Source organism: Rathayibacter sp. VKM Ac-2929 (assembly GCF_022815495.1).
In the GTDB taxonomy this organism is placed as follows: Bacteria; Actinomycetota; Actinomycetes; order Actinomycetales; family Microbacteriaceae; genus Rathayibacter; species Rathayibacter festucae.
Genome location: NZ_JALGRV010000009.1, coordinates 1 through 14,410, shown reverse-complemented (window position 1 = coordinate 14,410; position 14,410 = coordinate 1). Strand labels below are relative to the sequence as shown.

The following is a 14,410-nucleotide window of genomic DNA, read 5'->3' as shown; positions in this document are numbered from 1 at the left end:
CCTTCGCCACCGGGCTACTCCGACGCCAGGGGGGTGATCTGCTCGACAGCCCATGGACCTGTTTCGACGGTGCGGTGGACGTACACGGAGTACTCCCCCGCATCCGTGGGAACCAGGATGCGCATCGTGAAGGCGCCGTCCCCGTCCCGGACCGACGCTGCGCCGGTGAGGGTCGTGCAGGGCACGTTGGCCGGGTCGACGGTTTCGTAGGCCACTGCTGCTTGCTGGCTGAGGAACGGATACAGCTCAGCGATCCACGTGTTGTAGTCGAGCGACGGCCGGCAGAAGGCGGTAGCTGCGTTCAGGGCGAGATTGATCGTGTCCGTCTCCACAGACGGATCCGGTGTCGGCTCTGCATCGCTGGCAGAGGCTTCCGTCGACGGGATGCTCTCGGACGGCGCCGGAGCTGCTGGCGACTGTTCTGCCGCAGCGGACGAAGCGGCGCCGGTGGAAGAGCTTGCGTCGGACGAGGGAGAAGCGGCGTCGGGGCTGGTGCAGCCGGCGGTGGCGAGGGCGAACGCTACGACCACGACTGCCTTGCTGGGCATCTTCATGCGCGTCCCCTAGTGCTCGTGCCGCGACCGGTGATCCCGGCTGCGCGCTACTACCACTATAAGGTTATTTTGAACTGCTGTAACGTTCTTGTGTACAGATTCGACGGAGCAAGCGCATCACGCAGTGCTCGACCCTCGACCCGAAGGGGGAAACGGCCGATGCGCCAGAATGGGACCCATGTCGCCTCCGCTCCCTCCTCCGTCCAGGGAGGTGATGCACATGCGCGCCATGACCAGTGAAATCGGCAACCGCGTCCTGCACTTCTTGTCTCAGGAGCCGGCGCGCATCCATGGAGCGACCGTGGCGGAGATTCTCGAAGCCGTGCCGGAGGCCCGAAACAAGGTGACTCTCTTCGGTTACCTCAACCCGCTCGAAGAGGCCGGAGCGATCGTTGGACGCCCGGCGCCCGGCGTCCGCCACCGGAAGACCGTGACCTACAAGGTCGACTGGGAGGCGATTGATCGCCTGCACGAGGTCAGTCGGGCGTATCAGAAGGGCCAGTCGGACCTCGCTGATCCGCCGGCCGCTATCTGACGCAGAAGGCGTTCCCCGTCCCCGCCGGGATCCGCTCGAGCAAGGTCACGCATCGTTGCGCGAGAAGAGCGTCCTGGTCTGCGACCGCCCGCAGTCCTGTCGCGAACTGCAACTCGAAGGCGTCGGCGCCGAGCCACCCCTCGACCGCGAACTGATCGCCTTCGGGTGAGGTCACCGCGACGTCCTCGAAGCGTTCTCCGGAGTGGAGCTCGTAGCCGGCCGCGATGACGTCTCGTCCAAACCAGTACGTCTCCAGCGTCACTGCTCGCAGCACCGCGTCCTCTGCGGCATCCTCGAGTTCGGAGACGGGGTAGTGGCGCACGAGGCCCGTCCGCGCGTCCAAGTCATCGTCCGCCATCGACGGCTCGCGGGTCGCCAGGCAGCAGCGGCAGTCGCAGTCGACGGAGTGGCTGTTACCGAGCCGGAAGAAGTGAACGACGGCGGACCATCGCGTCTCGATGGCCCGGCCGTCGTCGGAGTATGCACGGTCCACTCGTGATGCGCCAGGAAGAGCCCCCATGGCGTTAACAGTAGGCCAGTGCTAGCGCTTTCGTTACTGGTGCTGTGAAATCCATCGAGCGATGGTCGAGTCGAAGACCTCGGGATCGACGTTGTACTCGGTGTTGTGAGCGGTAGCCGCCGTTTCGACCACTTCCACGGCGGGAGCGTTCAGCTTCGCGAACCGCTGTGACACCTCCATCGGGAGGGTCGTGTCACCGGCGGAGTGGAACAGGAGGATCGGGCAGCCCAGCGCCGCGGCGCGGGGCTCGCGCACCCAGTCGAGCGCATCGAAGTCGACGGGCTCAGGGAGGCCGACGAGACGGCTCGCGAGCTTGCTGCGCAAGCCGACGAGGCCGAGGATTGCGACCTGACGAGGCAACCCCATCTCCACAGCGCCCTGCTCGATCGCCGTCTTCCAGTTCAGCGCCGGCCCAACGAGGACGAGGCCCGAGAGCAGGTCGCGGCGACTCGTGCGCTCTGCTGCCAGCAGCGCCACACCACCGCCGAGGGACCAGCCGATCAGGACGATCTTCTTCGCGCCGTGGGCGGCGGCGTAGTCGATCGCCGCAGCCACGTCGGCCCACTCGCGCTGACCGAGCATCGACGCGCTATGAGGCACCGCCGGCCCGTCTCCATCGCCACGGAAGGAGACCACCAGGGACGTGTAGTTGAGCGCGGTCATCGCGGGGACGCTGCGCAGCGCGTGGATGCGCTTGGTGCGGATGCCGTGCACGTGGATTGCCCACGTACCCTCGGCGTTCTCGTCCGGTCCAAACTGCCACGCCGGGCAGTCCCCCAGGGGTCCCGGGACCAGGACCTCCACGAAGTCGGGGTCGACCGCTTCCGGCCCGGCGAAGACGTCGCCCTCGCAGATGACGGCCTTCTCCCCGGCGAAGCTGGCTCCCCAGGTCGACTCGATACGTCGGGTGGTCGCACCTGTCACCGGGTCGGTGTGGATCGGCCGGCTGAGCGTCGCGTGTCCGGTTCGATCGGTGCGGAAGATCCCGAGGATGCCCGGAGAGACGGTCTTACCGTCGACGGCGAGCGTCATTGTCTTCCCGTCCTGGCGGAGGATCGGGATCTCAGGCGGGTCGACGGGAAGAACGACCTGCCGAGCGGCGAAGATCGAGCCGACAACGCCAGCGACGGCGACGCCTCCTGCTGCGGCTGCTCCGACGATCATCTTGTTCATTTGTTCCATCCCATACCTGCTGCTAGCAATTCGCCGTCGATCAAGCGCTCTGCCCGATAAACGGCATTATTTTCCGTGTTATTCAGTTTCATTGCACCGACCATAACGGCATCGGTGACTCGAACTTGAAGCGTCATCAAGCGGACAAGCTTCTTCTCGCTGTCGGTGCCTTCTCTTACGAAGGATACCGGCGGAGCGGAAATCTCCCTCGCCGTCAGCATGACGACGAGATTGCGCGAGCACAGATCGACCGCGACGTCGCGGATCGTGCGACGAAGCGGGAAGCTGCACAGGCCGGCCGTGAACAGCAGTGTTCCGCCGAAGAATCCCGGCGTGAAGATCATGTAGAGAACATCTGTTAGCCCGGCAGAGTTGGGCACGGTGCGCGCGAGGATCATCCCCGTGATTTCACTGACCGACGCGGTGATGATCAGTGCTCCGCCGACCGTGAAGGGCCAGTAAGCGCGGCGCGGATACTTCCGGATCTTCAGGATGAGTCTTACGAACAGGACGATGAGCCCGAGGAAGTAGATGCCGCTGCACAGGATCATCGGCAGTTGGTCGACCGTCTCGTGTGAGAACTTCGGTGACGTCCCCGGACGATCGATGGCCCCGAAAGCTGCCACGTAGGCACCGATCCAGACGACGAGGAACCCGAGCGAGCGCCACCGCACACGGCCGACGTCGGTCACGGCCTCGACTAGTAGCCACAACGCCGTGCCGGCGGCGACGATCATCACGCAGTAGTAGATGTTCGTCCCGCCCATCAGCCCGTCGGCCTCTTTGAGAGGGAGCCAGGGCCACGCGCCGAGTGCGAGTAAGCCGACTGACCCGAATCCCGCTGCCACCCACGGCCGTGTCGGCGGCCGCCGGCGTAGGAGGATCGCGACGAGCCAGCCGAGGAAGTAGGCGGCGACGGCGACGAAGGTAGCGGTGAAGAAGAAGCTCTCGATCGGGCTCACTAGCCGAACCTCCGCTCTCCTGACCGGTACCGCGGGTGCATCACCAGCGACACCATCAGACGGGCGAACTCCTCCGCCTCGCCCTCGATGATGCGCCGAGCCGGGCTGACTTCCTCGCCATCGAATACGAACTGCTTCGCGTGACGGACGGCGCTGTCCCCGGTCGTGACGCCCATCGACTCAAAGTCGAAGGTGTCGGGGAGCTGCACTTCGCTCGGAGGATGACCGAGCAGGATGTGCGCCAGCTCGTGAAACACGTTGAACATCCGGTAGTACGCTTTTTTATCGCTGCGGATGAGAATCTTATATTTGCTCGGCATCAGCACATTCATTGTGACTGTCAGAGTCAGCGCAAGATAGTTCTCCCAAGACTCGTCGCCGCCCTGGTACACCTCGATTTCGGCGCCGAGAACTTCCCTGGCGCGCTGGATAATCGCCTCTTCAGTCGACAGCTGTCCCGGGTATTCTTCCGTGAAGATTTCGGCAAAGGCGCGCTCGGCGGTCTGGCGAATCGTGTCATTCACGAGCCACGGATCGTCCATGAACTTCTCCTCCCAGATCGCAGTAGCTATTCGCGCAGCGCGCGGATGGAAGCGGCGATGCCGCGGATGGCGGCCGGTGACAGGTTCTCTCCGAGGGACCGGGCGGCCAGCGGCTCGACGCCCTTGGACGCGAGCGCTCGACGCAGTTCGAGGTCCGCTTCGATCATCGCCGTGTCCTCGGACGTGACCAGCTCGGTCAAGAACGCCTCGGGGACCTCGAAGTGGGCCGCGAGACGAGTGAGCTCGCTCTGCGTCACTCCGAACCGCGACGTGGCGCCGAGCATCTCGGAGACCCGCGTGGCGGGGATCCCCGCGACGTCCTGGTTGGCGCCCGTTCCTGCGGGCAGGAGAACGCTCAGGCGCCTGGCGAACTCAGCGCCGTTCGTGAGCACGACCACCTCGTCAACGTCCTCAGCCGGCGCGCCGAATTCGTCGGCGATGGTGAAGATGTGGGCGACTCTGACGCCCAAGACGCGGGCGATGCGCTCGAGGTCGTTGGTGTCGAACATCGCGTCGCCGCGCATCCTGGCGTAGAAGTAGGTCAACGTCATGTCGGTGCGTGCTGCGAAGTCCACGTTGGAGAGACCCGCCTTGCCCATCAAGGCTTTAATCGCCGCGTGGACGCGCATCGAGTACTCGGACGCGCCGTTTCCAGTTCTCGCAGCCATGCTGTCCACGGTAGCCCTCTGTCCGAGACGACTGTTACTTTCGACAGCCCCCTACCGGCTTCGGAGGCGGCGGCGCTAGGGGGGGAGGGCACGTGGACGACTCTCTCGCTCCGGTGCTGAACCTCGTCCGCCAACGGGGAGGGTCGGCGCAGCTCGTCGTCCTCCGCGACGGCGAGGTCCTGGTCGACCACGCCCAGGGGCACGGACCCGATGGCCTCTTCTGGTCATGGTCGGTCAGCAAGCCGTACCTGAGCATCTTCGTGCATCAGCTGGCTGCGGCGTCGGTCCTCGACCTCAACGCTGCGGTGTCCTACTACTGGCCCGAGTTCGCCCGTCACGGAAAGGGCTCGATCACTCTCCGGCAGGTGCTTCACCACCGGGCCGGCTTCTCGACGTCGCGAGGGCTGCTCGGTGACGCGCTCGCGATGACCGACTGGCGTCGCTCCATCCGCAACATCGAGAACGCCCACCTATCGACGGTGCCTGGCGCTGTGCCCTCCTACCAGGTCTTCACCTACGGCTTCATCCTCGGTGAGGTGATCGAGCGCGCCACCCGAAAGCAGCTCCGGCCGCTGATGGATAAGTGGCTACTCACCCCGCTCGGCGCCACGAACACGATGTTGGGCGTCACTGAACACGACCTCTCCCGATGTGTCCCCATCCGCAGCTCGGTACCGCTGGCGACGACGGCATTGAACAGCCGCGCCGTCCGCATGGCCGTGATCCCCAGCGCCGGCGTCTCCACGACCGCCCGAGACGTCGCACGGTTCTACGAGATGCTCCTCAACGATGGACGCGGCCGCGACGGCGCGCAGGTCGTCTCACCCGAGATCCTTCCGCAGGCAACCGCCGCGAGCTCCACCGAAGCTGACGTCGACGGCTTCGCGCGCACTCCGATCCTCTGGGCCAATGGCTTCCAGCTCGGCGGGCGCACCCCGAACCTGTATCCGCCGCTCGGATCCGTCGCCGGACCGCGGGCCTTCGGCCACAACGGATCCAACGTCTGCGTCGCCTGGGCCGACCCCGACAGTCGGCTCGTCGTCGCCTACCTCACCAGCACGGTCGCGTCGGACGGGGCTCGGCACATGACGGCGGTGTCCAACGCGATCGCCGCCATTGCGCGGCCCGAGCGCTGACAACGGGTGTTAACAACTCCCGAGCAGTATCGATTACGTTAGTCGGAGGCGAAAATCCTCGCTGAACAGCGGCCGCACGTCGCCCACGATCGTGCAGGCAGAAGGGAAGGCGACCATGACGATGACTCTCGACACGCCGCCCCACTCCCCGGTTACTGCTAGCACAGCCCCCATGATGAGCCGCATGGGACGAAAGCGACGTGACGACGGGGCTGCCGCTGTGCAGCTCAACGCCCGCGTGCTGCCCACCAACCGCGATGCCGTCTCAGAGGCAGCCGCGGCTAGCGGTGTGACCGTCTCGCTCTACGTCGACATGCTCTACAGCGAGCTGCTCGCGAAGTACGGCGCGCTCCCGCGGGTCACGGCCTCCCGATCGGAGCTGCCGATCACCACGACTTAACGCAGTAGGCCCGTCGCTCTCACGACGGGCCTAGAAGCTATGGCTTCCCACCCACCGGTTACCAGGCCAACAGGGTGTGAAGCATTTTCGGAAGAAGACCGGTTTCTCAAGCCGGGCCTTCGTTACGCCTCCCAGTCACCCGAGAGGAGTGACCCCATCGTAAACCACGAATTCCTGTCTTCGCACGCCCAAATCGCCGCCGAAAATGCGCGCGCCGCGGCGTGGTCACTCTCTCGTCGGCTGAGCCCTCGTGCCAGCGTGCGTACGATGCGGCCGGACGCCTACGGACGCTTGGACGAGAACGCCTACCCGGTCGCCTTCCCCGTCTCCCCTGTCGCGCCGATCGTCCCGTGGGCGATCTACCTTGCGGACGTCGCGGGAGCGTTCCGGCTGCTGTGCTTCGACTTCGACGGCAAAGATTCCCGCGGCGTCGACGCGGACCTTATGGAGCAGGCCGCGGACGACTGCGACGCGCTTTCAGCCGTCCTCGACGCGCACCAGGTCGCTCATGTCGTGTGCCAGTCCTCCGGCACGGGAGGCCGCCACCTGTGGGTCGCTCTCGCGGAGGGCGCCCCGGCCGAGCAGGTGGCCCGATTGGCGATCGCCGCTCGAGCAAACTTCCGCACCCTGGACCACGGGATGCTCCGCAACCCGCGCACCGGCGCCGCACGTCCCCCGCTCTCCCCGCACCGCGACGGTAGCTTCTCGACCGTCCTCCGCGGCCGCGCAGAGGAGCTGCTGGACACGAACGTCACCGCGGCAGCCATCGAGGCCGTCACGGTCGCGCTGGAAGCGTCCCGACCGCCGCAGCGCGTCGACGCCACTCCCCCAGTACCCACCGCCACTGCGCACCAAACGCACCGGACGCTGAGCGCTGCCGGCGCCGCGCACATGGCCACGGCCGGCGGCGGCGCGAATCCGTCGTGGACCGCGTTCATGTGCCTGCTCTCCGCTGCGCACGCGGGTTGGTCCCTGACCGACGTCGAGCACGCCGCTCGCACCGCGCCCGGGATGGAGCACTACCGGACCAAGAACACCGGCCGCGGCCACCGCCGGCCTCGCGCCCGCGACGAAGCCGCCGAGCGACTGGCCCGGCAGTGGGAGAAAGCGCTCCAGTACGCGGCGCTGCACGCCGTTCTCCCGCCCGAGCGCGAGCCCGGCGACCTGGCGGAGCTGGACAGCCTCGTGGGCTCCGTCAGCGCCCTCCTCGACCGGTTCCGGGTGAGCCCGGGCCGGTGGGGTCGGAGCGAGCGGGCGACGTCGGAGAAGACAATCCTCACCGCCCTGGCCTACCTCACCCTGCACACCGGCAAGCGCACCGTCGCCGCGTCCATCCGCGACTTGGCCCTCCTGGCGGGCCTGGGCCGCACCACCGCGGCCAGCGCTCTGCGGAGCCTGCGCGAGGACGGCTACGTGCAGCTCGTCGTCCGCGCGGACGGCTCGAACGCCAGCGAATGGCGACTGGCTGAGCATTTTTCCACAGGTTCCCTGCAAGGTCCGGTCACAACCACTAATAACCCCCGCCCCCCCGGGCCGATCTTCACCGAACGAACCATGCTCCTCACCACGCTCGAGGCCGATCTCACGGACACTCGGCACGACCTCTTCACCCGCGCCGGCCTCGGACACCTGGCAGGCAAGGCCTACGCGCTGCTGCGCCGAGAAGGGACCCTCGCCGTCGACGCCGCCGCCACCCTGCTGGGAGTGACTACCCGCACCGCCGCCACAGCCCTTTCCCGCCTGCGCACACACCGTCTGATCGTCAAGCACACCAACGGCTGGACCTACACCAAGCGCGACCGCCGCACCGCTGCCGCACGCGCGATCGGCGTCGACGGAGCTTTGACCGATCGAGCCCACCGCTACGACATCGAGCGCGAAGTGTGGGCCTGGTGGCAAGCCGAGCTCGCGCACCGCTCCTCCTCCCCCAGGCAACGTCCGCGACGCCGACACGTGTCGAGCCGGCCCCTGTTCGAGGACACCACCACTGGTGAGCGCGTCTGGCCGCTCTACCCTCGCGACGCCGCCGGCCGCGGCGATCATCGCGAGGCGCTGCACTGGGGACGCACCGGCATGCTCGCCCCCGGCTCGCTCTGGTGGTCCTCGACCGCTGCATGATGTCGACCGCACGCGTTCGAACATATGTTCTACTTTCGGCGTGGGAACGAACCGACGCTACGAGCGCCACGTCGGCGCACAGATCGATCGACGCATCGAAGAGACGGCCGGCCGCGGCCACCCCATCGGCCTAACCGACGACGAGCTAGACAAGACCCGGCAGCGGCCCACTTGGGCCGCCACTCCCCTGCCCGTCTGGGCGTGGGTGCGCTACTCCGGCACCGCCGTCCGCGTCGAGGGATTCGCCGTTGCTTGGACCGCCCGAGCGGTGATGGTCGAGTGGCAGGACCGGGACACCAGCCTTCGGCTGTGGGTCTGGGCATCCGCCGTCGAGCGCCGCCCGGTGAAATGAGAGCCGGGCCGGCGTCCCCTCCCCCGAACCAGCATTGTGCAAATGTACATTTGTGCCTAAGATGTGAAGTGTAAAAATGGTTTTGTGGTGATGAAGGGAAACGGCCGGTCATGGACGTAATAGCAGTGCTGAACCAGAAGGGAGGTTCGGGCAAGACGACCATCTCAATGAACCTCGCTCGGGCCTTGCAGCTCGACGGTCACGACGTCGTGCTCGTTGACTCCGATCCGCAGGGGAGCGCGCGCGACTGGGCGGCCGCGGCCGAGGAGAGCCCTGTGCCGACCATCGGTATCGATCGCCCGACCCACTCGCGCGACGTGCCCAAGATCCAGGCTCGGTACGTCATCATCGACGGCGCCCCGCAGACTGCCGAGCTGGCCGTCTCCGCGCTGTCGTCCGCTGACCTCGTTCTGATTCCCGTGCAGCCATCCCCGCTCGATGTTTGGGCCACCGCTGACCTGGTGAGTCTCGTGAAGCAGCGCATCATGATCACGGGTGGGAAGTTGAAGGCGGCATTCGTCATCTCCCGGGCGGGCACGGGAACCAACCTCAGCGCCGAGATACGCGAGACGCTGGCGGAGTACGAGCTGCCCGTGCTGGTCACCACCATCGGACAGCGCGTGGCCTACCCCACCACCGCAAAGGACGGCTCCACCGTCGTGGACACCAAGCTCGACCTCGCCGCCTCGAACGAGGTTCGAGAACTGGCCGCCGAGGTCCGCTCGATCCTCGACGGCACGCACGAAGGAGCGCTGTAATGGCACGCATGTCCGCAGGCCGGCCCTCTAGCCGGTCCAGCACGACCCAAATCAACCTGACCGACGTCTCGATCACCGAGAAGCCCAAACGCATCAGCGTAGAAATCGCGCCCGAAAAGCACACGGCCTTGAAGGTCTACGCGGCCTCGCAAGGCAAGACCATCACGCAGGTGATCACCGAGTACATCGACACTCTGATCGACTGATCACACCTCCGCACATACCCACCAATGTACAAACCTGGCATTGTGGAAATGTGGTTACACGCAGCCCGGGGGAGCGAGGATCCTCCGGGCACAGGCTTCGCCTGCGCAGCGGCAACGGAGCACCGCCGAGTGGAAGGCCGGCACGCCGGCCCTGTCTGCACCCTTCGGGTGCGTTTCTTTGCCGGGAAGCCTTCGGCGGCTCGTCCGCTTCGCTCCCTCGTAGCCACCTACGGACTCCGTTCAAGTGGCTCCGCCACCGGCTCCTCCGAGACTTCCGGCACGCGGTCGCTGCGCTCCCTTATCTCGCGCCGAAACTCTCTCCCCCACCGCCCTCCGGGCTGCACTACGCCCTTCGGTCGCTAAGGCGGAAAACCGCCTTCCCGGCAAAAAACGGGGGGAGAGAGAGGACAACATGACCACGAACACAGGCCAGGCCACCCCCGAGCAGCTCACGCTCATCTGCACCACGCAGCGCGGGGCCAGCGCAGACTACGACACCGCCACCGATGCGGAAATCCTCGAGGACGCCCGCAACACGCTCTGCCTGCCCGGGACGGCCGCACCCGGAGCGCTGCCGGTCGAGCAGGACGGGTCGCCGTTCGCGGAGGCGCTGATCGCCCTTCTCGCGCCCGCTGTCGACGCCGGGGGAGCGGAGCCCGCCGCTCCGGCGCCGAGCGTGGAGGAGGCCCTGGCGTCGTTCCTGGACACGTTCGCGAGTTGGGATCTTGCCGGGGACGTCGCAGCGCGGCTGAACTGTGGTGAGGTCGACGCTCTCGCAGGACTCCTGCGAGCCGCAGGCAGGGGAGAGGCCGCGGACCTGTGGATCGCGGAGCACGCGACCGATGACGACGAGGGCGATGCCCACCACACCCCGGAAGGAGCGAGAGGATCGCGATGATGCAGCAGAAGCAACATGGCCTGGTCGTCTACTCGAAGCCCTCGTGCATGCAGTGCACCATGACCTACCGGGTGCTCGAGAAGAAGGGCATCGAGTACACCGTCGTGGACATCACCACCAACCCTGCGGCGCTCGCGTACATCACTGAGGAGCTGGGCTACTCCGCCGCCCCGGTGGTCGTCGCGAGCGACGAGGACCACTGGTCGGGCTTCCGCCCCGACCTCATCGAGAAGCACGCAGCGTGACCGGCCCGGACGTCGAGAGCGACGAGTACCGGGCCGGGTATCTCGCCGGGCGCGCGGACCGGCAAGGCGAGGTCGACTGGTTGGAGAACGAGGCGGATCGGTATTACCGACTCGCCTACGGCGACGAGCGGCGTCTCCCGAGCGTCGCCGTGACGCGCGCCGAGCTCGAACAGCGCAGGGCGCTGTCCGAGCCGCCCGTCGAGGTCACCCGACGCGACGCTCTCGCGTCCTGGGGCATCGAGACGCCCCGAACCGACACCCCCGCGGCCGACGCCGCAGACGAGATCCCGCCGACGTCGACGGGACGACTCACGAACCGAACGAGCAGGAGAAGGCAAATGAGCACCAGGACGATCACCGGCAACCTCGCCGCCGACCCCGAGGCCGTGCAGGCGGGCCGCGTGCAGATCGTGAAGCTGCGCGTGATCGAGAACACCGGAGAGTTCCGCGGAGGGGAGTGGACCGCGCACGAGACCGCGACGACGCACTTCGTGGAAGCGAAGTTCGAGCTGGGCGAGCACGTGCTCGCCTCCCTCCACAAGGGCGACGCCGTGATTGTCGTCGGCTACGAGCACACTGTCGCCTGGGGTGAGGGAGAGAACCGTCGAAACGGCCGAGTGATCGAGGCCGATGCGATCGGCCCGAACCTTACTCGCGCGACCGCCGTCATCACGACGTCTGCGCCGCGCGCCCCGCGCCGCAGCGCCGCCCCGGCCGTCGAGTAGCCCTACTCCGAGCTGCCGTCGACCTGGAGCACGTACAAGATGACGTGATCCTCAGGGATCGCGGCGCGTACTTCCGCGATCGCGTCGGCGCTCGTCGCGGCGCTGCTGCGCACCACTGTTGATGCCGATTCCGCGCGCGTCCGGTGTGCTAATTCCCACATTTGTTCATTGTTACATCGGATGCCGACAGCGGTTCTCAGCTCTCGGTAGGGGAGGGCCGGCGGTGCCGTCCCGTGAGGGGCCGGCCCCTCACCCTCCCCGGTGTTCCGCCGCGAGGCGCGGGGTGCGCTTCGCGCACATCGCCTGCGGCGACCGGGAGCCGCTAGGCGGCACTGCTTCAAGGTTTTTTGTTCCTCTCCGCGGTACAAACCTATTTCGCTCCACCGGCTACGTGCCACCGATATCGGACGCGCCCTGCGGGCTTATTTCGCCCGATATCGGCGTCACTCCGCCGCCTGCACTCAAACGGTTCTTCCCGCCGGAGAGGCACAAAAAACGATCAGACAAGGGAGCGCCACATCATGCAGTCCACGCCGATGACCGCCGATACCGAACTCGACGCCAGCACCACGCAGGAGACGCCGGGGAGCCGCGCGGAGGCGCTGCTCGCCGCGATCGAGGAGCTGCACCAGCAGGTGTGGGCAGCGGCCCCCGAGCTTCTGGTGGAGACGGTGACCGATGACGGCGAGACGTACGAAGCGCTCCGGTGCCCCGTCTGCCAGACGCTCGTGACCGACTCCGGGGAACTCCGCGCGGTGGACGTCTCGACCCGGTGGAGCAGCGCGGAGCCGGACATGGAGAACTGCCAGATGGACGTCACCGCCGGGGATCACGACTACGGCAGCACGCTCTACTACCTCCACTGGACCGGCGAGGCGCACGCTGTCGTCCCGCCCTCCGGGTGGTCCGAGGACTGGTGCCTGTGACCTATACCGGCCGCGCGTGCTGACTTCTAGGCAGGTTCGCCAGTCAGTACGTCGCGGTCGGTCGCGGGGGAGGGCCGGCGTCGCCGTCCCGTGAGGGGCCGGCCCCTCACCCTCCCCGGCATTCCCCGTTCCGGGGGCGCGAGCTCCGCCCGCGCAGCGGCGACGGAGCACCGCCGAAGGGAGGCCGCTACGCGGCCCGTTTCCCTGTTTTCTTCACCTCTCCGCGGTTCAAACCTATTTCGCTCCACCGGCTACGTGCCACCGATATCGGACGCGCCCTGCGGGCTTATTTCGCCCGATATCGGCGTCACTCCGCCGGCTCCACTCAAACGGTTCTTCCCGCCGGAGAGGCAAAGAAAAACGATCAGCCAGAGGGAGACACACCATGAGCCAGCAGCGCGGCACCCGTACCGAAGTCATCAAGAGCGAGTACCACGGACCCGGAGCGGAGGGCATCAGCCGGACCGCCCGTCAGGTGGTCATCGTCGGCGCCGGTGGCCGCGACCCGGTGACCGACCAGACCCCCGCCGTGCACCTCGTCACCCGCGAGGGCCGCGCGGGGCTTCCCGGGGTGGCGCTGCAGCACTTCGAGCCCGTGGAGGCCCTGCCCGCGGATCGCGTCGGCTACATGGCCTCCGGTGCCTACGTCGTCGTGCCGGTCGACGTCGCGCGAGCGCTCGACCTGTATCCGGCCGCGTACGCGCTGCACGACCGCAGCGAGACGCCCGCCGACTACCGCGACAACGACTGAACCCCCGAACCGAGAAGGAGAACCGACATGCTCACCATCACCCACACCCCCGAAGCCGGAACCCTCATCGAGGGCACCAGCCGCGGCGACGGCACCGCCGAGATCCTGAAGGCGTCCGGCTGGCGCTGGGGCCGCTCCATCGGTGCCTGGTACGTCCCGCAGTCCCGGGACCGCCTGCCGAAGTGGTGGACCATCAACCGCGCCGCGACCGTCCTGCGCGACGCCGGACACGAGGTCACCATCGAGGCCGAAGAGACATTCCGCCCGACCATCCAGGCGGAGGCGGCGACCATCGAGCGCCAGGCCGCCCGCGTCGACGCGCTCGACGCGAAGGCCGACCGGCGCGCCGCGGACGCCGACACCGCCGACGAGGCCGCGCGACGCGCGTTCGACCGGCTCCCGGAGGGTGGCGAGCCGATCAAGATCGGCCACCACTCCGAGACGCGGCACCGTAACGCGATCGAGAAGGCCCACAACGCGATGGGCCGCAGCGTCGAGGCCGACCGCGAGGCGACCCGCGCCCGCGCCCGCGCCGACGTCGCCGCCGGGACCACCGAATCCCGCTACGCGCCCGCGATGGTCGCCCGCCGGATCGACCGCCTCGACACGGACATTCGCGGATGCACGCGGAAGATTGAGGGCAGCTCGCACAACTTCGGCGGCGGCTACGTCGAGACGACCGCCCCCGCGACCGGCGCCTACGGGGAGCGGCTGCTCACCCAGCGGGCGCAGCTCGAGGACCAGCGCGACTACTGGACCGCCGTCCGCGAGGCGCAGGCCGCCGCCGGACAGGTCACGATCCACAGCCGCAAGACGATCGCGAAGGGCGACGCGATCAAGCACAAGTTCGGGTGGAGCCTCGTGACCCGCGTGAACCCCAAGACCGTGACCGTCGCCCTGGACTGGAACGCCGGAACGCGCGCCTACTCCGTCGCCTACGC

19 protein-coding genes are annotated in these 14,410 nt (G+C 67.4%); 13 read left to right on the top strand and 6 right to left on the bottom strand.

Annotation, left to right across the window (positions count from 1 at the left end; all coding sequences use genetic code 11):
* Positions 1–14 precede the first annotated feature (14 nt).
* Positions 15–554, bottom strand: coding sequence for a hypothetical protein (locus tag MT355_RS20415; RefSeq protein ID WP_243600944.1), 540 nt, complete (start codon positions 552–554; stop codon positions 15–17).
* A gap of 220 nt (positions 555–774) precedes the next feature.
* Here MT355_RS20415 and MT355_RS20410 point away from each other — a divergent pair, with 220 nt between their 5' ends.
* Positions 775–1,089 (top strand): hypothetical protein, encoded by a 315-nt coding sequence (locus MT355_RS20410; RefSeq protein ID WP_243600943.1) that lies wholly within the window; start codon positions 775–777, stop codon positions 1,087–1,089.
* Here MT355_RS20410 and MT355_RS20405 read toward each other — a convergent pair.
* The 5 genes from MT355_RS20405 to MT355_RS20385 all read right to left on the bottom strand — a co-directional run bounded on the left by MT355_RS20405 (position 1,082) and on the right by MT355_RS20385 (position 4,954).
* The gene (locus tag MT355_RS20405; RefSeq protein WP_243600942.1) at positions 1,082–1,582 is read right to left on the bottom strand and encodes a hypothetical protein; all 501 of its coding nucleotides are present in this window, start codon (positions 1,580–1,582) and stop codon (positions 1,082–1,084) included. The two genes, MT355_RS20410 and MT355_RS20405, sit on opposite strands and share 8 nt — an antisense overlap.
* A gap of 60 nt (positions 1,583–1,642) precedes the next feature.
* Positions 1,643–2,641 (bottom strand): S9 family peptidase, encoded by a 999-nt coding sequence (locus MT355_RS20400; RefSeq protein WP_243600941.1) that lies wholly within the window; start codon positions 2,639–2,641, stop codon positions 1,643–1,645.
* 137 nt (positions 2,642–2,778) lie between these two features.
* On the bottom strand, positions 2,779–3,744 hold the full coding sequence (locus tag MT355_RS20395) for a hypothetical protein (RefSeq protein WP_243600940.1): 966 nt from the start codon (positions 3,742–3,744) through the stop codon (positions 2,779–2,781).
* Positions 3,744–4,286 carry an ImmA/IrrE family metallo-endopeptidase gene (locus tag MT355_RS20390; protein WP_243600939.1) on the bottom strand — a complete coding sequence of 181 codons (543 nt, stop codon included), beginning with the start codon at positions 4,284–4,286 and terminating at the stop codon, positions 3,744–3,746. Before MT355_RS20390 ends, MT355_RS20395 begins: the two co-directional genes overlap by 1 nt.
* A 26-nt stretch (positions 4,287–4,312) precedes the next feature.
* Positions 4,313–4,954, bottom strand: a complete 642-nt coding sequence (locus MT355_RS20385; protein WP_243600938.1) for a helix-turn-helix domain-containing protein — start codon at positions 4,952–4,954, stop codon at positions 4,313–4,315.
* Between the two features lie 92 nt (positions 4,955–5,046).
* On the opposite strand from MT355_RS20385, the gene MT355_RS20380 reads away from it, so the two are divergent.
* The 12 genes from MT355_RS20380 to MT355_RS20325 all read left to right on the top strand — a co-directional run.
* Positions 5,047–6,090 (top strand): serine hydrolase, encoded by a 1,044-nt coding sequence (locus MT355_RS20380; RefSeq protein WP_243600937.1) that lies wholly within the window; start codon positions 5,047–5,049, stop codon positions 6,088–6,090.
* Between the two features lie 184 nt (positions 6,091–6,274).
* Positions 6,275–6,490: a hypothetical protein gene (locus MT355_RS20375; RefSeq protein WP_243600936.1), complete on the top strand. Its 216-nt coding sequence runs from the start codon at positions 6,275–6,277 to the stop codon at positions 6,488–6,490.
* Between the two features lie 39 nt (positions 6,491–6,529).
* Positions 6,530–8,608 carry a hypothetical protein gene (locus MT355_RS20370; protein WP_243600935.1) on the top strand — a complete coding sequence of 693 codons (2,079 nt, stop codon included), beginning with the start codon at positions 6,530–6,532 and terminating at the stop codon, positions 8,606–8,608.
* A gap of 40 nt (positions 8,609–8,648) precedes the next feature.
* Positions 8,649–8,960, top strand: a complete 312-nt coding sequence (locus tag MT355_RS20365; RefSeq protein WP_243600934.1) for a hypothetical protein — start codon at positions 8,649–8,651, stop codon at positions 8,958–8,960.
* Between the two features lie 110 nt (positions 8,961–9,070).
* Positions 9,071–9,718 (top strand): ParA family partition ATPase, encoded by a 648-nt coding sequence (gene parA, locus MT355_RS20360; RefSeq protein ID WP_279392672.1) that lies wholly within the window; start codon positions 9,071–9,073, stop codon positions 9,716–9,718.
* Entirely contained in the window at positions 9,718–9,924 is a 207-nt protein-coding gene (locus tag MT355_RS20355) for a plasmid partition protein ParG (protein ID WP_243600932.1), read from the top strand. The genes parA and MT355_RS20355 overlap by 1 nt, the downstream gene beginning before the upstream one ends.
* Before the next feature lie 412 nt (positions 9,925–10,336).
* The gene (locus MT355_RS20350; protein WP_243600931.1) at positions 10,337–10,822 is read left to right on the top strand and encodes a hypothetical protein; all 486 of its coding nucleotides are present in this window, start codon (positions 10,337–10,339) and stop codon (positions 10,820–10,822) included.
* On the top strand, positions 10,819–11,067 hold the full coding sequence (gene nrdH, locus MT355_RS20345; protein WP_279392671.1) for a glutaredoxin-like protein NrdH: 249 nt from the start codon (positions 10,819–10,821) through the stop codon (positions 11,065–11,067). Before MT355_RS20350 ends, nrdH begins: the two co-directional genes overlap by 4 nt.
* Positions 11,064–11,792, top strand: coding sequence for a single-stranded DNA-binding protein (locus MT355_RS21735; protein WP_243600930.1), 729 nt, complete (start codon positions 11,064–11,066; stop codon positions 11,790–11,792). The genes nrdH and MT355_RS21735 overlap by 4 nt, the downstream gene beginning before the upstream one ends.
* A gap of 536 nt (positions 11,793–12,328) precedes the next feature.
* Entirely contained in the window at positions 12,329–12,718 is a 390-nt protein-coding gene (locus tag MT355_RS20335) for a hypothetical protein (RefSeq protein ID WP_243600929.1), read from the top strand.
* Between the two features lie 385 nt (positions 12,719–13,103).
* Positions 13,104–13,469 carry a hypothetical protein gene (locus tag MT355_RS20330; protein ID WP_243600928.1) on the top strand — a complete coding sequence of 122 codons (366 nt, stop codon included), beginning with the start codon at positions 13,104–13,106 and terminating at the stop codon, positions 13,467–13,469.
* Between the two features lie 27 nt (positions 13,470–13,496).
* Positions 13,497–14,410 (top strand): DUF3560 domain-containing protein (locus MT355_RS20325; protein ID WP_243600927.1); only part of this gene is annotated, 914 nt, incomplete at its 3' end.